This window comes from Ruminococcus sp. MSJ-25, from assembly GCF_018917825.1.
GTDB lineage: Bacteria > Bacillota > Clostridia > Oscillospirales > Ruminococcaceae > Hominimerdicola > Hominimerdicola aceti.
Genome location: NZ_JAHLPI010000017.1, coordinates 76,273 through 97,317, shown reverse-complemented (window position 1 = coordinate 97,317; position 21,045 = coordinate 76,273). Strand labels below are relative to the sequence as shown.

At 43.6% G+C, this 21,045-nt stretch carries 15 protein-coding genes and 2 tRNA genes; 12 read left to right on the top strand and 5 right to left on the bottom strand.

What is annotated here, in order from left to right; translation table 11 throughout:
• Positions 1-16: 16 nt before the first annotated feature.
• The gene (serC, locus tag KQH97_RS07540; RefSeq protein ID WP_117859494.1) at positions 17-1,099 is read right to left on the bottom strand and encodes a 3-phosphoserine/phosphohydroxythreonine transaminase; all 1,083 of its coding nucleotides are present in this window, start codon (positions 1,097-1,099) and stop codon (positions 17-19) included.
• A gap of 386 nt (positions 1,100-1,485) precedes the next feature.
• On the opposite strand from serC, the gene KQH97_RS07535 reads away from it, so the two are divergent.
• From KQH97_RS07535 to KQH97_RS07505, 7 genes are all read left to right on the top strand, one after another.
• On the top strand, positions 1,486-1,665 hold the full coding sequence (locus KQH97_RS07535; protein WP_022288558.1) for a hypothetical protein: 180 nt from the start codon (positions 1,486-1,488) through the stop codon (positions 1,663-1,665).
• A gap of 244 nt (positions 1,666-1,909) precedes the next feature.
• Positions 1,910-3,433: a xylulokinase gene (gene xylB, locus KQH97_RS07530; RefSeq protein WP_117859493.1), complete on the top strand. Its 1,524-nt coding sequence runs from the start codon at positions 1,910-1,912 to the stop codon at positions 3,431-3,433.
• A gap of 382 nt (positions 3,434-3,815) precedes the next feature.
• Complete coding sequence (locus KQH97_RS07525; RefSeq protein WP_216553674.1) at positions 3,816-4,091, top strand: hypothetical protein; 276 nt, start codon at positions 3,816-3,818, stop codon at positions 4,089-4,091.
• A 17-nt stretch (positions 4,092-4,108) separates the two neighbouring features.
• On the top strand, positions 4,109-4,294 hold the full coding sequence (locus tag KQH97_RS07520; RefSeq protein ID WP_216553673.1) for a hypothetical protein: 186 nt from the start codon (positions 4,109-4,111) through the stop codon (positions 4,292-4,294).
• A gap of 370 nt (positions 4,295-4,664) precedes the next feature.
• On the top strand, positions 4,665-6,224 hold the full coding sequence (locus KQH97_RS07515) for a hypothetical protein (RefSeq protein ID WP_216553672.1): 1,560 nt from the start codon (positions 4,665-4,667) through the stop codon (positions 6,222-6,224).
• Between the two features lie 194 nt (positions 6,225-6,418).
• The gene (locus KQH97_RS07510) at positions 6,419-6,664 is read left to right on the top strand and encodes a hypothetical protein (RefSeq protein WP_216553671.1); all 246 of its coding nucleotides are present in this window, start codon (positions 6,419-6,421) and stop codon (positions 6,662-6,664) included.
• 280 nt (positions 6,665-6,944) lie between these two features.
• Positions 6,945-7,742: a zonular occludens toxin domain-containing protein gene (locus KQH97_RS07505; RefSeq protein ID WP_216553670.1), complete on the top strand. Its 798-nt coding sequence runs from the start codon at positions 6,945-6,947 to the stop codon at positions 7,740-7,742.
• 30 nt (positions 7,743-7,772) lie between these two features.
• On the opposite strand, the gene KQH97_RS07500 is transcribed toward KQH97_RS07505, so the two are convergent.
• Both KQH97_RS07500 and KQH97_RS07495 read right to left on the bottom strand, forming a co-directional pair.
• Entirely contained in the window at positions 7,773-8,009 is a 237-nt protein-coding gene (locus tag KQH97_RS07500; protein WP_216553669.1) for a hypothetical protein, read from the bottom strand.
• 4 nt (positions 8,010-8,013) lie between these two features.
• The gene (locus tag KQH97_RS07495) at positions 8,014-8,238 is read right to left on the bottom strand and encodes a hypothetical protein (protein WP_216553668.1); all 225 of its coding nucleotides are present in this window, start codon (positions 8,236-8,238) and stop codon (positions 8,014-8,016) included.
• Between the two features lie 1,038 nt (positions 8,239-9,276).
• On the opposite strand from KQH97_RS07495, the gene KQH97_RS07490 reads away from it, so the two are divergent.
• The 3 genes from KQH97_RS07490 to KQH97_RS07480 all read left to right on the top strand — a co-directional run bounded on the left by KQH97_RS07490 (position 9,277) and on the right by KQH97_RS07480 (position 11,742).
• Positions 9,277-10,476, top strand: a complete 1,200-nt coding sequence (locus KQH97_RS07490; protein ID WP_216553667.1) for a hypothetical protein — start codon at positions 9,277-9,279, stop codon at positions 10,474-10,476.
• A gap of 48 nt (positions 10,477-10,524) precedes the next feature.
• Positions 10,525-10,758, top strand: a complete 234-nt coding sequence (locus KQH97_RS07485; RefSeq protein WP_216553666.1) for a hypothetical protein — start codon at positions 10,525-10,527, stop codon at positions 10,756-10,758.
• A gap of 75 nt (positions 10,759-10,833) precedes the next feature.
• Positions 10,834-11,742 (top strand): site-specific integrase, encoded by a 909-nt coding sequence (locus tag KQH97_RS07480; protein ID WP_216553665.1) that lies wholly within the window; start codon positions 10,834-10,836, stop codon positions 11,740-11,742.
• 24 nt (positions 11,743-11,766) lie between these two features.
• On the opposite strand, the gene KQH97_RS07475 is transcribed toward KQH97_RS07480, so the two are convergent.
• Positions 11,767-11,843 (bottom strand) — tRNA-Pro (locus tag KQH97_RS07475).
• Positions 11,844-11,993: 150 nt separating this feature from the next.
• Here KQH97_RS07475 and KQH97_RS07470 point away from each other — a divergent pair.
• Positions 11,994-12,070 (top strand) — tRNA-Met (locus tag KQH97_RS07470).
• A gap of 145 nt (positions 12,071-12,215) precedes the next feature.
• Here KQH97_RS07470 and KQH97_RS07465 read toward each other — a convergent pair.
• Positions 12,216-14,966, bottom strand: a complete 2,751-nt coding sequence (locus tag KQH97_RS07465) for a glycoside hydrolase family 3 C-terminal domain-containing protein (RefSeq protein ID WP_216553664.1) — start codon at positions 14,964-14,966, stop codon at positions 12,216-12,218.
• A gap of 255 nt (positions 14,967-15,221) precedes the next feature.
• On the opposite strand from KQH97_RS07465, the gene KQH97_RS07460 reads away from it, so the two are divergent.
• Positions 15,222-20,990, top strand: a complete 5,769-nt coding sequence (locus KQH97_RS07460; RefSeq protein ID WP_216553663.1) for a DUF3320 domain-containing protein — start codon at positions 15,222-15,224, stop codon at positions 20,988-20,990.
• Positions 20,991-21,045: the final 55 nt, after the last annotated feature.

The following is a 21,045-nucleotide window of genomic DNA, read 5'->3' as shown; positions in this document are numbered from 1 at the left end:
TATAATAAGGTTACGCTTATGCGTTCTCAGCCTCGAACTTCTTCATGAACTCAACAAGCTTTTCAACGCCCTCGATAGGCATTGCGTTGTAGATAGAAGCTCTCATACCGCCAACAGTTCTGTGACCCTTGAGGTTTACAAAGCCTGCTGCTGTAGCCTCAGCAACGAACTTCTTGTCAAGCTCAGCGTCGCCTGTTACGAATGGAACGTTCATAAGAGATCTGTCCTCAGGAACAACAGTGCCCTTGAAGAGCTTGCTCTGGTCAAGATAATCATAGAGTATCTTAGCCTTCTTCTCGTTGTGAGCCTTCATAGCCTCAAGACCGCCCATTTTCTTTATCCACTTGAATACCTTGCCGCAGATGTAAATGCCATAGCAAGGAGGTGTATTGTAAAGAGAGTCAGCGTCAGCCTGAGTTTTCCACTTGAGCATTGTAGGTGTGCCCTCGAGAACATCGTCAGTGATAAGATCTTCTCTGATGATAGCAATAACAACGCCGGCAGGACCAACATTCTTCTGAACACCGCCGTAAATAACGCCGTACTTTGTTACGTCAACAGGCTCAGACAGGAAGCAGGAAGAAACGTCTGCAACAAGTGTGTGACCCTTTGTGTTAGGCAGAGTCTTGTACTTTGTACCATAGATAGTATTGTTTTCACAAATATAAACATAGTCAGCGTCCTCTGGGATATCCAGATCTGAACAGTCAGGGATATAAGAGAAAGTCTTGTCAGCAGAAGAAGCCACAGCAACAGCCTCGCCGTATTTCTGAGCCTCCTGATAAGCCTTCTTAGCCCACTGACCAGTGATTATGTAAGCTGCTTTCTTGTTCTTCATAAGGTTCATAGGAACGGCTGAGAACTGCTGAGAAGCACCGCCCTGAAGGAACAGCACCTTATAGTTATCAGGGATACCCATAAGATCTCTGATGTCCTTTTCAGCTTCCTTGATGATGTCATCGAACGCCTTGGAACGGTGGCTCATCTCCATTACGCTCATACCTGTGCCCTTATAATCGAGCATTTCATCGGCAGCTTCCTTAAGCACTTCCTCAGGGAGTACAGCAGGACCTGCGCTGAAGTTATATACTCTACCCATTGTTAAACCCTCCATATAAATTAGTTTCTTAGTTTCATTATTTATAAAGACTATAAATATATAAATTAATAATATTATTATATGCCTTTTATAAAAAAAAGTCAAGGGCTGTCATATAAAAATACTCACTCGTCATAAGTTTTTGTACATATCAGCACATAAAGCAGCCCTGAAAACGTGCATTTTTACACCTTAACTATGCCGTTATATATAATAAGCACTGAAAAGCATGAAAAATCAGAATAATACTAAAGCGTTAAAAAGAGGTTAAAATTTTTGGTATTCCTTGAAATCTCCATATTTGTGTAGTATAATGTAATCAATAAAATGCGACAGTTGTAAAAAAATTGGGGAACAATTGTCACTCTCAGGGAAAGAGGATATATATGCAAAAGATATTTTATGTTTCAAGAAATGAGGACAAAGCCCATGATGGAAAAGCCCCGGATATGGACAGATTTCAGCGAGTTGAAAAGCTCAACAGTCTGATCGCGGCAGGCTGGGCTATAAAGGAAATGAAAAGTGAAAACAACAGCACATTCTTTGTGCTTGAGAAAGCAGACTAGACTTAAAATGGCGGTATAAGACCGTACCTTGCCAATAACGCAGACACGACGTCCCGCCAGCAAGTTCGCCAGGTCTTTCAACAAACTTATAGGACGGTAGCCCCACCGTCCTGTTTTTATGCTCAGATAAATTTTGCGAAAACGTTTTATGGGTATTGCATTTCAGAGAGAAATATTGTATAATTAATGTAATCGTTTTAGCAAAAACAAATGATACTATACATATTATAAAGGAGTAAAAACTATGGCTTATGTAATCGGCGTAGACTGCGGCACAAGCGGCACTAAGACGGTGCTTTTTGACGAAAAGGGTACTGTTATTTCTTCTGTAACTATTGAATATCCTATGTATCAGCCTAAAAACGGCTATGCAGAACAGGATCCTGCTGACTGGGCAAACGCAATGATAAACACTATCAAGGCTGTTATGACCAAAAGCGGCGTAAACAAAGAGGACGTTGCCGGTGTTGGTATCTCTGGACAGATGCACGGACTTGTTATGCTCGACAAGGACAACAACGTTCTTAGAAAGTCCATAATATGGTGCGATCAGAGAACTGCCGCAGAAGTTGAAGAAATGAACGAAAAGCTAGGCAGAGAAAAGCTCATCAAGATAACAGCAAACCCTGCCCTCACAGGCTGGACGGCTGCGAAAATTCTTTGGGTAAAGAACAACGAGCCTGATATATATGAAAAGTGCAGACACATTCTTCTGCCAAAGGACTATCTGAGATTTATCCTCACTGGCGAATATGCAACAGAGGTTTCCGACGCCAGCGGTATGCAGCTTCTTGACGTGCCAAACCGCTGCTGGTCAAAGGAAGTCTGCGATACGCTTGGCATTGATATGTCAATGCTGGGCAAGGTTTACGAGTCATGCGAGGTAACAGGCAAGGTCACAAAGAAAATGGCTGAGCTTACAGGACTTAAAGAGGGTACTATAGTAGTAGGCGGAGCAGGCGACAATGCCGCTGCGGCTATCGGAACAGGCGTTGCAGAGGACGGTAAGGCGTTCACAACTATCGGAACATCAGGCGTCGTATTTGCACACACTTCTTCTATCTCTATCGACCCAAAGGGCAGAGTTCACACCTGCTGTGCAGCAGTGCCGAACGCATGGCACGTTATGGGTGTTACACAAGGCGCAGGACTTTCGCTGAAATGGTTTAGGGATAATTTCTGCAATGCAGAGAAAGAAACAGCAAAGTGCATGGGCGTTGACGAATATTATCTCATGGATAAGGAAGCAGAGAAAGTGCCTGTTGGTGCAAACAGACTTCTCTATCTGCCATATCTCATGGGCGAAAGAACACCGCATCTTGACCCTGACGCAAGAGGAGTATTCTTCGGACTTTCCGCAATGCACACAAAGCGTGATATGCTGAGAGCAGTAATGGAGGGCGTATCATACTCCCTGAGAGATTGCGTTGAGGTATTCAGAGAAATGGATATCAACGTGTCCGACATGATGGCATGCGGAGGCGGCGGAAGCTCACCGCTGTGGAGATCAATGCTCGCAGATCTTTACAACTGCCCTGTAAAAACAGCTTCATCGAAAGAAGGTCCAGCCCTTGGCGTAGCACTTCTTGCAGCAACAGGCGCAGGCATTTACTCATCAGTACCGGAAGCTTGTAAGGCAGTAGTAAAGACCGACAAGGTACAGCAGCCTGAAGCAGAGCGAGTACCTGAGTATGAGAAATACTACAAGCTTTACACAGAGATCTATCCTGCACTGAAAGCAGAATTTGCAAAGCTTGCAAAGATGTAATATAAAACCAAAAGCTCCGATTTGTCGTCGGAGCTTTTTTGTATTAGAATATTTTGACAACTAAAAAACGGCTCTCCACAATAGCGGAAAGCCGTTTTTACATATTGGTCGGAGTGACCGGATTTGAACCGACGACCTCTACCACCCCAAACACAAATAGAAAATTTTAGGATAATAACCGCCGTATTTTGTTTAAATATCGGCGGTTTTATTGTGCATAGAAATATTACAAAAAGTTTAGTTTGTTAGTGCGGTATTTTAACAAATTATACATTGACAAGAAATATTACAAGTATTTACGCCATTTTCATAATGTTATATAATATAACTGTAGTCAAGAGAACTACAACAAATTATTAATTGATTTTGGAGGTATGACAAGATGTATATTGTCAAAGGTTTTAAGAAAAACAGTGGAGTTATCAAGGAAACTGGCAGAAAGTGGGAAAACTACACACTCTTTTGTCTTAAGGAAAGTAAGGACGAGAGCGTGACAGGATATGAAACACATATCGCAAAGGTGTCAACAAAGGTCCTTCAGGAAACGTTTCCTAACTCCTCGGCTATGATTGATAGCCATGTAAACATTAACTACGGCGTTCGTACTTTCGGCGGTGTTGAAAAACTCGTTGTTGAAAGTATAGACATAATCAATTAAGAAAGGAGATTAAGAATATGCCTATTACTGTTCTTACAGGTGAAACATCTGCTATTACTTCGGGTGTAACAACTATTACTGACCTTGTTTCTCAGGTTTGGACTATTATGACAGGCAATCCGCTTGTTATGGTGTTCGTCGGTGCCTCACTCCTCGGCGTTGCTATTGGTGTTATCCGCAAGCTTACAAAGGGTAAGGCTTAATTTTCGTGTACAACCGCTTGGGGGCGGAGCTTCTGCTCCGTCCTCTATTTTTTATCGATAGGAGAAAACAAAATGAAAAATGTTGATACAGTATCTAAAAATGACCTGTCAAGTGTTCCGTGGTACATGAATAGAAAACTATTTCATATAATTAACTTTATGTTTTGTATGCTTGATACTTGCCTTTTCATTGCCCCCTTTATAGTTTTTCATGTAATTACTTTTAATAGTATAATTTCATATCCCTTTACTACACCTAAACAAACTGCTTTATTTGGATTTACTTTGTCTTTTCTTTTGGAATTTATTATACATCATCTTATTTTTTCTGTTTGTCATCTTTATGATTATTTTAGAAAGGAGAAAAAATATGAAAACTAAACTACTGCGGTTCACCGCTGTTTTGTCCGCTATGCTTTGTATGATATGCTGTGTATTGTCTGCCGTTCCTGCGTTTGCTGATGATATCGGTAATTCTTATACTACATGGAATGATACTATCAAACAAAATGTCTTTTCTTGTATTCCTGATAGTGACAAAACCGATTATTATACTGTTATTGCTGCCCCTAACGGCAGTGGTTTTACTTATACTATTATATTTTGTAAATCTAGTACTTCTGTGACTTATTTCGGCAGTAATCTTCATTGCTATGTATCAAAGGCTGATTATAATGCGTTTGCGTGTGTCCTCGTTACCTCAGAAAACAAACCTATCTATGATGATACTGCTACTCGATGGTGGTCTGAAAATGGCGATTACTACGACCATGATCCTTATGATTATTCAGGTGGTCATTACAAGGTTATATATAGTAACGTTCCTGTTTTAAATTGGGAAGATAAAAAAACACCTGTATGGGAAGACCCTAACGCTCCACCAGTTCCCTTTACTGTCGATTATTCCCCTACTCTCTCTGAGGGCATGAGTCGCAAGGGAACTCTTGTCGCTCCTGGTGCAAGCAACAACGGACAGGAAATTGAAAGCAATGGTCTTAACGTCCGTGTCACACTAACGGACGAATTTTTAAAACTCCGTGACAGCTATGATGAACTTAAAGATTATACATATGAATTTGTATGTTATATTACTACTTCCCCCCCTGAAAAGTCGTCTTATGAAGAAAGCGTTAAAAACGCTGTTTATACTTCATTGGACTATGGCAAATATATGTATACTACAAGTGGCGTTGTTGATGATGTTACGGACGATAATAAAGAGCCTACAGAATGGATAAAGGCAGAGGGCATAAATGCTGGCTATATAATTGGCAAGGGTGGCGAGGTTAAGAATGTTACTATCAATCTTGAAAACCTCGACAGCTCACAGTTTACCGCCGATACAAAGCTTTATATCGTGGTATATGGTCGCTTGACTTCTCTTTCAGTGCCGACCCCTGATTACTTCGACCTCGACAATCAAGGTTATCTTTGCAATCAAGGTTCTTTGAATACAAAGCAGATTGTAACAGTAAATGCCGACCCCGAAACAGGCGAGGGAATAGATGTTGTAATGCCTGATTACTATTGTGTAACGTCAACGGCGTTCAATTATAAGGACTATCCCGAATACAAGCCTAAAATATTCAAGAATGGTGCTGAAATTGATACAAACAAGCCGTTTACTGATTATCTTGATAAGAAGTTGACCCCTGATTATATGTATGATTATGATATGGATAAAAAGGGCGAAAGTGGTCTTGCTCCTGACGATTTCAAGAAATATGAGGAACAAAAAAATCTTGATAAAAATTTCGGTTCGTTTGATTTTGGTTTGGATAGTATTAAATCAGTGTTTGACGGTACTTCCGACTTCTTTCAATTTCTTGTCGCAAGCATTTCTATTTTGCCGACAACATTCTTAACCATACTTTTAGCCTTTTTCGTTGTCATGCTTGCCATAGTTGTTCTTAAATGGATGATACCATAATAAGGGGGCTGTATAATGAATTGGTTTGATTTAATGAAATCCCTGCTTACTTCTTTGCAACATTTAATGTGCTTGCGAATAAGGCTCGGCGATTATAGTTTTACTATAGGTGCTATGATTATCGGCGTCTTTGTAGTTTCTTGCTCTTTGGCACTTTTGCAGTTTCTTTTCAACAGAGATTAGGAGGTTTTAAAATGGTTGCAATATTAAAATTATTCGTCCTGTCACTAATAGTCATTTTGGCTATTAGTGCAGTTCTTGGTGTGGTTGCGTTCTTTATGGACTTGCACGCCTTTAAATCTGATAAAGACTTGTCGCTCCCTCGTAAACGGCTTATAGAAGCACTATACGAGGAACAGGAGCTAAAAAAGCAATCGGCTCAACAGCCACAGAACACGCCACAGAGCGACAAGCAAGAGCCTGAGAAAGAGGGGTGGTAAATGTGTTATATGATGTTCAAAACGCCTGCTATCAATTGCTAAAGCTTCTTGGCTGTGACCTCGCTGCCATTGATGTTATAAAGACGTGGAAACAGTTCGGCGTGTTGTGCTTGGAATTTGTGTTTGCCTGTTTAATGCTTTTCCTGCTTTGGAAAATGCTCTATAATGCAATGATTCGGTTTTTCAATCCTCGGAGGTAGTAATGTTCTTTATACCGCTCTATGTTGCACTCGCTGTCGAGTACATAATACTTGTAATATTCTTTCGGAAAGGTGATTAAATGGTTTTATTCGATTACTTTGTTCGTCTGCCGTCCTTGGCGGCGTATGTAGCTTATGACAAGGCTACGGCTTTATATTTCAATTGGTCGCAAATATTCAACGGTTGGGGTATACACCTTTTTGTCGGCAAATTCGGTGCAGGTAAAACCTCGCTTATGGTCGCTGAAGCTTATGAACTCTGTTGCAAATATCCTCAGCTTCACATACTAACAAACATTAATATCAAAAACTTCCCCGATTATACGGAGATACTCCCCTTGAACACTGCACAAGATATCCTCAATGCTCCTAAAAACACGCTTGTACTTATTGACGAGATAGGCACAATATTCAATAGCCGTGACTTTTCGGGCGGTAAATGTGCCGTTCCAAAACCGCTATTTCAGCATCTTTGCCAATGCCGTAAACGGCGTATGATGATATATGCAACAGTGCAGAGATTTAACCTCTTAGACAAACAAATTAGAGATATTACCGCAGACGTTACCGCTTGCCATACGCATTTCAAACACCCATTTTGTCGTATACAGACAGGTTATACATATGACATTGAAGAATACGAGTTATATTCTGAAAATAAGGCTTATACTCCTGCACAGATGTATAATAGAACGTATCTACAGACAAATAAACGCCGTCAGCTCTACGATACATCACAGCTTGTCACGAATATGTTACAAAAAGAGTATTTGTCTGATGAAGAGATACTCGCCAATCGTGAGGGCATAGAGCCTAACACACAGCCACTTGACCGAAAGCAAAAGAAATCTATTCGCAAGCGGAAAAATGCTTGGTAATGAAACAACTCGCAGTGGTTGCCGTGAGGCTCACTGCGAGTTGTTGTTATCTTTGTTGTTAATCATCAGCAGATTGCTATTAACTGTGTTCTGCTGTATCTGTCTTAATAATTCCGTTTGTTTCTCTTCTTCTCGTCTTATCGCTTTGCTGTTGCCTGCTGTTTCAAATATAGCACATATCAACAGTATCACAATGACTATTTTCACGATAAGTATAACAACGCTTATTGACGTCATAGCCTCCAACGCTGTGAATATTTCTTCCATACTCTCACCCCTCGTCCGTATGTGTTTTTATTATAATGTGGCTGTCCTCTGCTGATTTTATCTCATCAGTGATAACCTTTTTGAGATATCCCGCTTTTGACAAACCTAACTCCTTTGCTCGGTCATTAATCATCTGATTAAACCCCTTTGGAGCATAAAACTGTATTTTTTCGAGATTTTCTGCGTTCCATTTTGCATTAGCTTTCTTCTTGGCTTCTGATACCGCCATTACCTCACCACCTTTTCTACATTATACTATATCTATTGTAATTTGTCAACCATAATATACACTATATCCAGTTAATAATTATTTAATAAATACTTTACACTATATCCATTGCATATGGACTAGATATAGTGTATACTTAATACAGACAAAGGGAAAGCGGATAACCCACAAACCGCAGAAAGGGTTGATTAAAATGAAAAAACTAAATTTATATCGTGTTGATTTTGATATTAAAAAATTCGGTGAACATCATTATTTTTACTATTGCTACGCTCATAATACTAAAGAATCTCGCTCTTTTGCTGAAAATACTTGGTATTCTTATAATACGTCACATATGTTTCATATATCTGTTTCTCGTGAGCTTAACAGCTCTATTGTATATAATCTTTGTAACTTTTATCTTGTTCGTGATTATTAACAGTTCTAGGGGGTTGACTGTTTCAGCCCCACCCCATTAATTAAAATTGAAAGGGTGTTTAAAATGACTATTTCAAACTACTATGTTCGTGAGTATCTTCACCTTTATCATCAATATCGTAAGGTAATTAATATATCTGATGCTTTTCTTTTGTATGGGAAAATAGAATACACTCTCGGTGAGTTGCGGAGAGATCCTTCTCTTGATTTTCAATTTCACTGTGCCCTCCATGATAGGTTCTTTAATCTTTCCTGCCGTACTTGCAAAAAGTTCGGTAAACTTAAATCTCAGAATAATTTCTGATTTTTCTATCCGTGAAATCTATCAAGCGGACGGCTGGGGGTGAATTGTGGATTGTTGGAATTGTTGGAATGTTGGAAACAACAGCTTTCAGGTTTTCAACATTTCAATGATTTCAATGATTCACAAGAGGGGAACGCCGTTCAAGATTCCCCCTTTTACTCTCCCTCTCGGCGTTCTGCTATACTCTCATGAAGTCGGGGTATAGTATTACCCCCGACTTCGTCACACGTCACAAAGTATTAAAAATAGCGTAAATACGCCGTTAATCTTGTGACCGATTTTGTTACAAACTTCGTCACAAAGGTGGTGGTCAATTGTCTGAGTTCACTTGTAAATCAACGTTCTGCGTTATAAACAACCCTCGCTATGATATTACATACAAGCACAATGAAGAGGGTGAGATAATCAAAGACGAGAACGGCAAGGCGGTTATATTAAAGCAAGAGCCTACGGAGTATTATTCGTTGACAGAACAACAGATATGTGATGATGTTCTTAATAAGTGGGTCGGTGATGATGATAAGCGAACAGGAGCGGTTTTATTCTGCGTGTCCGCCCTCGGTCTTGAGCATTTACATTGCGTGTTTGAAAGTGAAAAAACGTTCCGTCCGCTGTCTGCCTTGAAAAAGCTTTTTCCAAAGGTACATATTGAGATAACCAAAGGAAACAAAAAGCAAGTCGAGGACTATATAAACAAGGTCGGCAAGTTTGAGGAAAAGGGCGAAAAGATAATCGCAAAATCACAGGTCGGTGAGATAAAAGGCTGTCAAGGCAAGCGAAATGATTTAATTTCTATGTCTGATATCCGTGACTTGATTTATAGCGGACAAACTCCAAACGATATATATCGGCAATATCCGCAGGCTATCAAGTCCAAAACTGCAACAGAAGAGTTATTCTATTTGTATCGTAAGGACAACACACCGCCTGAACGTGATGTTAAAGTGCATTGGCTGTTTGGTGGTACAGGGTGCGGAAAATCGTACACATACATTGAACTATGTGAAAAGCATGGTGATGTAAATATCTATCGTGTGACCGACTATGACCACCCTTTTGACGGCTACCAAGGAGAGCCGATATTAATACTTGACGAGTTTCGAGGGCGTATCTCATACAGTTATTTGCTCACCCTGCTTGACAAGTACCGTTCGCAAGTGTCGGCACGTTATAGCAATAAAATGACGTTATGGACGGAAGTATATATAACTTCGCCGTTCCTGCCTACAGAACTTTATCAAAAGACGGCTGAACGTAATGACGGTATAGACAAGCTTGAACAGCTTACAAGGCGTATTGATGATATAGTGTATTGTTTCAAATATCCTGCCGAGAACAACAGCGGTACATTTTATTGTAAATACAACGTTGATTTTGACCTGCATTGTGATAGTCACGCTATCCGTGAACAGTGTTCACACGTTCGTCATGAGGTTTCACAAATGGGCTTGTTCACACTTATGGACGGCTTAACGTCAAAATTTGTTGAAAATAAAAACAAAAATATCGGCTGATTTTACAAAGCCGACAACATATATTATAATCTTTTCAGGAGGTACACCATGAAGCAAAAAGAAATTTGCAAGGAAGAAATCAACCTGTTCTATTTGTGGCTCTGTGGCACGATAGGCAAGGAGAAAGGAGAGGATAAAAGGATTGTGTATCTGTGTTGCCCTGCTGAGCGTGATACGCTCCTCAGAACGTTTCTTGAAGAATACAACGCACAGCACCGCTACAGTGCATTTAAAAAGGCGTTCAAGCCTACCACACGCATTATTACAACAAAAAGAGTGTAGCCATTATAAGCCCATGTATTGGCGTACATGGAATGACTACACCCAAATAACACCCACGCAAAAGGAGTTATTACCATGAAATTTAAAGAATTTTATTACAAGGACTTTCGCCCCTCATATCTTGAGGGCGTTGTCCGTTACCCTGAGCAAACAGACTATGTAATTGAGCAGAATTGCAAGCCGATTAACGGCAAGGAACTTTCAGAAATCGGTCTTTCTGACCTCAATAATCTTATCAAGATATGTGATGATACATATTGCATTGACAGAGTGAAAAAACTCCGCAGTGTTCTTAAGCGTATCATGAGATACGCTTACGCTTGTCGTTACACTCCCATTGACCTTTCAGCATTTGAATTAAGACGTTGTAGAAAACGCCCTGAAACAGTGCAACAGCTATCATTTACGGCAGAGCAAGCCGCCTTTCTGACTTCGGGCGATAGCACTATTATGAAAATGTTCCGTTTTGAGTGCTTGACCGGTCTACGCCGTGAAGAAATACTCGCCCTACGTTGGGAAAACGTTGATTTAAAGGCTCGCCGTATCTTCGTTTGTCAAACTGTGGTTGTGCTTAAAGGCTGTTCAAGGCTTGTTGACGATACCAAAAACCACAAGTTCCGCTATGTTGAACTTAACGAAACGGCTTATAAGCTTCTTCTTTCACTGCCTATTACCTGTGATTTTGTGTTTGGCAATCCACGTTCAAAGAACTTTCTTAGCCCTCGCCGTTATCATGAAGAATATAACACTATGTTCATTCGTAAGAACGAGGAATGGAAAAAGACCCATGCAGAGGGCTTGCCACACCTCACACCGCACAAGTTCCGTCACACGTTCGCAAGTCTGCTGACCGCTAACGGAGCGGATGTCAAGACAGTTGCCGACTTACTCGGTCACACAAAGCTTGACACTACTAATATTTATCTGCACTCTTATGATGATTTACGCCGACAAGCGGTCGATAAGATACAATTAGATAATTAATTTAACAACCGCTCTTTGGGCTTTTGGTCGGAGTGACCTGATTTGAACAGGCGACCTCTACCACCCCAAGGTAGCGCGCTACCAATCTGCGCCACACCCCGACAACGTATATATTATACCCGATTTGGATACAATAGTCAAGAGTTTTCAGTCAAAATAAAAAAATTGCAAAAAAGGTATTGACATTCACTTTCATTTGTGATATAATAAATAAGCACTCAGGAAAGAGCAGTAAAAAAGCAGTAAAATATCGCGGGATGGAGCAGTTCGGTAGCTCGTCGGGCTCATAACCCGAAGGTCGTTGGTTCAAATCCAGCTCCCGCAACCAGTTTCAGGACTATCATTCGATAGTCCTTTTTTCATGCCCAGATCACCCACAAATATCACAAAAGATCGGTCAGTGATCCCATTTGGGATCCACTGACCGATCTTGCTGTTTATTCACTTGCACAAAACATAACGCCAGCCTTAAATCAACGTTTCTTGTCTGTCAACTCAAACCTGATACTGTGCAGGTCAAGCCCATTCTGCGCAAAGTATATCCTGAAAGTTGTGAAGCGTGAGAACATAGGCGTTTCCTTTTCCATTGAAACAGCCTTGCCACCAGTGCCGTTGAACGTGAACGTACCCACCGCAGTTCCCATGCTGAACAGCGTCATAGGTATCTGCGCAAGCTCACTCTGCGTAGAGCTTGCCGTAACTATCACCCTGTAAATACCGAAGTTTGATAGGTCAAGAGCAAAGCTGTAAGAAGTGCCTTTCTTTGTGTCAACATCACTAAGGTCAAGAGTTATGTCACGGTCTACCTTGTAAAACTGTACAGGCTTGTCGTCCTCCTGCTCCTCGTCCTCTCGGTTTATCACCTTGACAGTATCTCCTATACCCTCCGCACGATTAAGAGCATTAGTGTGAAGAAGGAATCCGCATATGTTCGCCGCATTTCTCTGAAGCTCACACCTCTCTATACCGCCATTTTCAAGGGCAGCAAGCGTGTTGTCGTCATTCTTTTCTCCGTCAGGACAAACCATGTAAACATCGTTCTGCGCCCTAGCCATAGCTGCAAGATCCGTCTTGTCAGGCTCTTTTCCACGAACGTTTATGTTCGCCCACCAGTCCGTCATGGTGAAGCCCTTGAAGCCCCATTCCTCACGAAGTATCACTGTGTTAAGGTCAAAGTTTCCTGCCGTCCACAAGCCGTTTACTATGCCATATGTGGTCATAACAGAGGAAGCTCCTCCCTCTTTTACCGCTATCTCAAAACCCTTTAGATATATCTCCCTGAGTGCTCTTTCCGATACCACCGAGTCGATAAAATGCCTGTTTGTCTCACGATTGTTCGCACAGAAGTGCTTTATCGTACCTGTCACCCCTGCACCAGCCATGCCCTTTAACTCAGCCGACGCCATTTTGCCGGTAAGAAAAGGATCTTCCGAGAAATACTCAAAGTTTCTGCCGTTCAAAGGGTGTCTGTGAATGTTCATTCCAGGGCCAAGCAGACAATCCACCTTGTTAGCCGCCATTTCAAGCCCCATAAAAGTGAAAAGCTCACTTGTAAGCTCCTTGTTGAACGAAGAAGCTATCAAAGTGCCGTTCGGCAGGCTGAAAGCCTTTGTACCGCAGTCAAGTCTCATGCCCGACGGACCGTCCGAACAGCAGCCAGCAGGTATGCCAAAGCCATTGAGATTTTCCGACACTCCTCCGAACGCCGAAGCCGTACCAGCCGTGACCCTAGGGCTTCCCATGCCCTCGCCCCTTATAATGCAGGAAAGGTCATAGTCTGAAAGCTGTGCAATAAATTCGTCCATTGTGTTCTTGCCGTTCTTAACGTCCCAAAGCTTTATGCCCTTGTCACCAGTGTATGCTATCTCTTTCGGAAGCTTCTCCAAACGCCTTGCACTTTCGTCTACCTCAGATACAGGCACAGCCTCTCTGCCAATGCCGAAAGCTCCGCCCTCGCAAACAGGCTTTATCCTCTCAAAATTCTCCACAGGAGCAAGCGACTGAGTGAGCCTTTCTGTTACCAGATCCTCACCCTGCTCAAAACTGCAAGCATATTCCGCACTTCTCACGTCACTGCCCACATAGAATTTATATTCCCCTGCTTCAAGCACATAGCATGACTTGTTGCCCGTCACACCAGAATCGTCATAAGAAGCAAGCTTTGCGATATCCACTGCTATCTCAACCACCTGCTCTTCCTGTGGTACAAGCTCCCTGGTCTTTTCAAAGCCGCAAAGCACTCTAGCCGCCTTGCCGAGCCTTCCCTGCGGAGCTTTGCAGTAGACCTCTATTACCTCTTTGCCCTTGTAAGAACCGATATTTTTCACCGATACAGAAAGCTTCACAGCCCCCTCTGTTATCTCAGCCTTTTCCGTCTTTATCTCAAACGCAGTGTATGAAAGACCAAATCCGAACGGATAAAGCACCTTTTCTTTAGCAAAAGTCTCAAAATAGCGATATCCCACATAAATATCCTCAGCGTAAATATCCCTGTTTTTCTCCCTGCCGAAATTAGCGTCCGAAGGGTAGTCCGACACCTTGTGTGCGATAGTGTCAGGAAGCTTTCCGCTTGGGCTGACCTTTCCTGTCAAAACGTCCGCTGTACCCTTTCCGCCTGTCATTCCCCCCTGCCAAACATAAAGCACAGAGTCAGGGGCAATTCTGTTTATGTCGGTCATATCTATGATATTTCCCACATTGAGAAGCAAAACAACTTTTTTGAAATGCTTCCTCACCACCGTGAGCATTTCTATCTCGTCATCGCTTAGCAAATAAGAGCCTGCCTCCAGCCTGTTGTCCTGCTCCTCGCCTGCCGTCCTGCCTATTATCACAATGGCAGTTTCACAGCTTTTTGCAGTTTCTTTGACAAGCCCCTCATCAAGTGGCATCTCTTTCTGTGACCAAGGCTCTCCGCCCCAGCCCTCGCCTAAGTCGAATGGGTTTTCCTTGTCCCATTTTCTGTATGTGTCAAGAAGCTTCTCATTGACCTTTACACCGTTATCAATAAGCCCGTCCAGAATGTTCACGACCTTAGTAACGTTCACCATTCCTCCCGAGCCTGTTCCGCTTTTATAATAATGAAACTGTATGCGTCCGAAAACAGCCACCTCTTTGTCTGTATCAAGTGGCAGAGCATTATTTTCATTTTTGAGCATAACGATTCCCTCAGAAACCATTTTCGCCGCAGTATCAAGATATTTGTTCCAATCAAGTATTCTTTCCATAGCTTTCACCTTTCCAAATTTTCTATTGAATTTCAAAGTGTATTATAGCACAACCCTCCCACCTATTCAATAAAGATACTATGAACAATAAAGATACTATGAACAATGGGTTTACTTTTTATATAGCATATCATGTCCTCAGGAAAAATATTGCACAATGTGTTTATTTGTGCTATAATGAGTACATATGACTGCGCCGCACGCTTCTTGTTCGGTGTTCCTTATTAAAAAAAAATTATTGTCGGAGGGGTAAAAGTGGATAATATCGTCACTGTCGGCGGACACATAAACGCATCTATAAACTTTGCCATGCAGCAAAACTATGTCCCTGTCATAAGAAGTCTTGTAGTAAATAACAACTCAGAGGAAGCCCTTGAGAATATCAGCCTTAAAATAACCTTTGAGCCTGAGTTTGCAAAGGAATTTACATATTATATCGGCTCTATCCCCGCAAAAAGTTCTGCCGAGATATCCCCCGTGAGGATATCTACCAACACAGATCTTCTTTTCTCTCTTACAGAAAAAATGGTGGGCAATATCACCATTGAGGTGCTTCAAAAGGGTGAAAATATCTTCACCTATCAGAACACTATAGAGCTTCTCGCCTGCGATCAGTGGAGCGGTTTGAACATAATGCCTGAGATGATAGCCGCATTTGTTACGCCAAATCACCCTGCGCTCTCCCCAGTTATTCATGACGCTTCCACGTTCCTGAAAAAGTGGAAGGGCGACCCCTCTTTCACAGGCTATCAGACCAACAACCCAAACAACGTGAAGCTTCAAATGGCAGCAATTTTTGCCGCCCTCGTTCAGCAGAAAATAGTCTACAACGATCCCCCTGCAAGCTATGAGGTCATAGGTCAGAGGATACGCCTGCCGCATAAGGTCTTGGAGCAAAAAATGGGCACTTGTCTTGACCTTGCGGTGCTTTATGCCGCCTGCCTTGAAGCGGTGGGACTTCACCCTCTGCTGTTTTTCATGACAGGTCACGCATTCTGCGGCTGTTGGCTTGAAAACGAAACTTTCGCAGATTGTTGCGTTGACGATGTTTCCGCCATTGAAAAGCGCATTGCAGAAAATGCCGAAGAAATGCTCCTTGTGGAGTGTACAGACTTTGTTGACAGCAACGTTCACGATGTCGAGCGTTTCGACCATGCCATGAAACACGGCAAAGACCATATAAGCAACATGGAATTTCAATGCGTCATAGACATTATCCGCACCCGTGGAAGTGGCATAAGACCTATCCCACTGCGTCCCGAGCAAACCTATTCAGGTATGCAGCTTGCAGAAGATTCCGACAAGCCAAAAGAGATGCTCGCCCCCTCCGAGCTTAACAGCTCGCTTCTTGGCAAAGTGGCAGAGGGCAACGATAAGCCCGTCACAAAAATGCGCATATGGGAGAGAAAGCTCCTTGATTTCAGCCTGCGAAACTCCCTTTTGAACTTCCGTGTCACAAAGAACACCATGCAGCTTATGACCGCCGACCTTGGAAAGCTTGAAGACGAGCTTGCAAGCGGCAGCGACTTCCGCATTATGGAAATGCCTGTGGAGTGGACAGTTTCCGTCCGTGACGCAAAAATATTCGCTATCGAGAACGAAAAGGACCTTGTAACAAACATCGCCGAGAACGAGTTCAAAAACAACCGCATAAGAACGTTCCTTAACGAAACCGACCTTGACTCCGCCCTTAAAAGCCTCTACCGCTCCGCAAAGGTGAGCATGGAGGAAAACGGCAGTAACACCCTCTTCCTCGCTTTGGGACTTCTCCGCTGGTATGAAAGCGACCTTTCCGAAAAGCCACGCTATGCCCCTTTGGTGCTTATTCCAATAGATATCGTCCGCAACACACGCAATAAGGGCTATATAATAAGGAGCAGACAGGAAGAAACCCAGATAAACGTCACACTTCTCGAATATCTCCGTCAGGATCACGGCATCAGTATCACAGGTCTTGACCCTCTCCCACTTGACGAACACGGCATTGACCTGCCACTTGTTTTCAACACTATCCGTCAGGCTATAATGGGCAAAAAGCGTTGGAATATCGAGGAATATGCCTTTATCGGTCTGTTCTCGTTCAGCCAGTTCGTAATGTGGAACGACCTGCGCAACCGCTCAGAGGAGATAAGCCAAAACAAGGTGGTATCTAGCCTTATGGCAGGCTCTCTCACCTATGCCCCCGAGGATATAAGCATAACCCCTGAGAATATAGATTCCGACCTTGACCTTGAAAACATGGCAGTGCCAATGAGCGCAGACTCCTCACAGCTTGCCGCCATTGCCGCCGCAGGAAGCGGACAGAGCTTTGTTCTTCACGGCCCTCCGGGAACAGGAAAATCTCAGACTATCACAAATATGATAGCAAACGCCCTTTACAATGACAAGTCCGTGCTGTTCGTTGCCGAGAAAATGGCAGCCCTCAACGTGGTGCAAAAACGTCTTGCAAACCTAGGGCTTGACCCGTTCTGCCTTGAACTCCACTCCAACAAAACAAACAAGACCTCTGTTCTTGCAGAGCTTGACAAAGCCCTTGAAGTTGGCAAAATAAAATCTCCCGAGGAGTATTCCGCCGAAGCCGCAAGGCTCAAAGCTCAGAAAGCCCAGCTCAACGATACCATAGCCGCTCTTCACGAAAAGCGCAGCTGCGGCGTGACACTTTACGAAGCTATCTCAGCCTATGAGCGAAGCATATCCGAAAAAGACAAGATATCACTTTCAAAAGATATCCTCGCAAACGTGGCAAAAGAAACCCTCGACCGCTTCAGCGACCTTGTGCATAGATATTCCATTGCCATAGCCGAAACAGGCGACTTTGCCGACTTCCCACTTAAAGATATCGGCGTGATGTCATATTCTATCGAACAGCGTGACAAATTCCGCACCGAAGCCGCCGACCTTGCCAAAAAAGCCGCCGCTTCCTCTCAGTGCGCACACACTCTTGCACAGGCTTATAACTACAGCGGCGACCTTGACAAGTCAGCGGTAAAAATGCTTTCCGACATATACAAAGCTTCCGCCGCCGACGGCGAACTTCTCGGCGGACTTCTTGCCGCACCTCACTATGATATCACTCTGCAAAAGGTCAGAGATACCCTTGCAGTAGGAAAAGAGTATACCACTCTCTGCAACGATATCCTAAGCCGCTTTGAAAAAAGCATTTTTGACCTTCCTGCGTCAGAATCGAAAATGCTCTATAAGCAGGCGGAGCAAAGCTGGTTTTTGCCAAAAGCCATGAAGCTTGGAAAGCTCACAAAGAGCGTGAAGCTCCATGCCAAAGACCCCGCTTCCGTCACAAAAGCAAACCTTGGCGCAATTTTGGATAACCTCTGCACCATAAGCGAAAAGAAAGACCTCCTGCGAAGCCTGCCGTCAGATGTAACAGCGCTTCTCACAGGAATTTACATGAACGAGCAGACCGATTGGAACGCCCTTGAAAAAGCCGTCGCAAAAACCGACAGCCTTATGAACGCCATTAAGCAGAAAGCGGGCACTGACCCTGCACAAATGGCTCAGACCATTGGAAAAGCAAACTGCGCTTCTGAGGGACAGGCTCTCTCCTCGTTCCTTGAAAAGCTTTCCGCCTTTGAGAACAGCTTCTCAGCCAACATGACCGCCATAGAAGCAAGCGCAAATTGGCTCGACCTGTCCGCAGAAAAGCTTAATACCTATGCCGAAAATGCCGACAAGCTTCGTTACGCCGCTGAGTTCAACAGCGTTGACAAAGAGCTTTCAGACAACGGACTTTCAGGGGTAAGCGAAAGCTACCGCACAGGCAATGTTGACAGCGAAAACGTGGAAAAAGCGTTCTCCTGCACGATAAACTATCAGCTCGCCCTTATGATAATAAACAGCGACAAGCGCCTTAGTGAGTTCAGCAGTAACAGCGCAAACGACCTTATCACGCAGTTTAAAGACACTCTCGATAAGTTCTCACGCCTGACCATACAGGAGCTTTTGGCACGCCTTTCCGCAAAAATACCAGCCCAAGGCTCAGCCTGCGCTTCCACCTCTGAAATGGGCATACTCAAACGTGCCATAAAGAGCAACGGCAGAATGATGTCCCTTAGAAGCCTTTTCGATAAGATACCAAATCTTCTCCGCAAGCTCTGCCCTTGTATGCTCATGAGCCCGATATCAGTTGCGCAGTATATCGACCCGTCATTCCCGAAATTCGACCTTGTTATCTTTGACGAAGCTTCCCAGCTCCCAACAGCCGAAGCCGCAGGCACTATCGCAAGGGGCGAGAACGTTGTTATCGTGGGCGACCCTAAACAGCTCCCGCCGACAAACTTCTTCTCCTCAAACAGGATAGACGAAGAAAACAGCGAGAAAGAAGACCTTGAAAGCCTGCTTGATGATTGCCTTGCTATCTCAATGCCACAGCAGTATCTCAAATGGCACTATCGTTCACGCCACGAGAGCCTTATCGCCTACAGCAACATGAAATACTATGACAACAAGCTTCTCACATTCCCGTCCCATAATGACCTTATCTCAAAGGTGAGCATTATCCACCCAGAGGGTCACTATGACAAGGGCAGAACAAAGCAGAACAAGGCAGAAGCAAGAGCCGTTGTTGACGAGATAATAAGACGAATGAGCGACGAAAAGCTCCGCAATGACAGCATAGGCGTTGTAACATTCAGCTCCGTTCAGCAAAATCTCATTGACGATATGCTCTGCGAAGAGTGGGCAAACCACCCTGAGCTTGAAGAGCTTGACAGAAAGTCACCGGAGCCGGTCTTCATCAAAAACCTTGAAAACGTCCAGGGCGACGAGCGTGACGTTATCCTCTTCTCTGTCGGCTATGGTCCTGACGAAAAGGGACAAGTTTCAATGAACTTCGGCCCTCTCAACCGTGACGGCGGCTGGCGAAGACTTAATGTAGCAATATCCCGTGCAAGAAAAGCCATGATAGTCTACTCTGTCCTCCGTCCTGAGCAGATAGACCTTTCAAGAACACGTTCCGAGGGTGTTGCAGGACTTAAAGGCTTCCTGGAGTTTGCCGAGCGTGGAAAGCTTGCCGTAACAGCCCACAGCACCACAAAAAGCACAAGCAACAGCACTGTAACAGAGTGTATCGCAAAAGCCATAAAAGAGCTTGGCTATGGGGTGAAATGCAACATCGGAAGCTCCGAGTTCAAAGTTGATATCGGCATAATCGACCCTGACAACGAAAAGGAGTATCTCTTGGGCATACTCCTTGACGGTGAAAACACTCTCCACAGCTCAACCGCACAGGATAGATTTATCCTACAGCCAAGCGTGCTTAACGGTCTTGGCTGGAATATCCTGAGAGTGTGGACGCTCGATTGGTTTGACGATAAGGACCGAGTTCTGGGAAACATAAAAGCCGCCATAGACAGCGCACCAAAGCATGAAGCCGAAACCGCTCCCCCCTCAAAGCCTGCCGTCTATTCCACATCGCAGTTTGAAAGAGAAGAAGCTTCCGCCCTCACATCAGCCTTTGCACAGCCCTATGTGACCGCAGATATTGGCATAATGGGTACATCTGATGACTTTTATAAACCCGAAAACAAGCAGAAAATAAGGGAAACAGCCGAAAAGATAATTGCTGTCGAAGCACCAATAAGCGAGAAGCTTTTCATGAGAAAAGTTTTCACCGCATGGGGCATAACACGAAGCGGCTCAAGAGTGGAAAGCGTCTTTGCCGATGCCGCACAAGGCGTTTCACCATTCGCCACAGCCGATGAAAACAGAGTTTTCCTTTGGAAAGAAGGGCAATCCCCTGAATGCTATTCTATCTATCGTACAAGCGACGATACCAACAAGCGAAGCATGGAGGATATCCCCTCCGAGGAGATAATAAACGCCGTGAAAGAAGTGCTTTGCCAGCAGATAAGCCTTTCAGAAACCGACCTCGTAAGAGAAACAGCCAAGAAATTCGGCTACACAAGAGCTGTGGGCACAACGGAGAGCGTAATAAGCTACACCCTGAAAAAAGCTCTCACCGCAGGTCTTATAAAAAAATCAGAAAGCGGAAACATCTCCGCAAAATAATACGCAAACAAACCAAAACCACCGCTGAGAGCGTTCCTCCCAGCGGTGGTTTCTA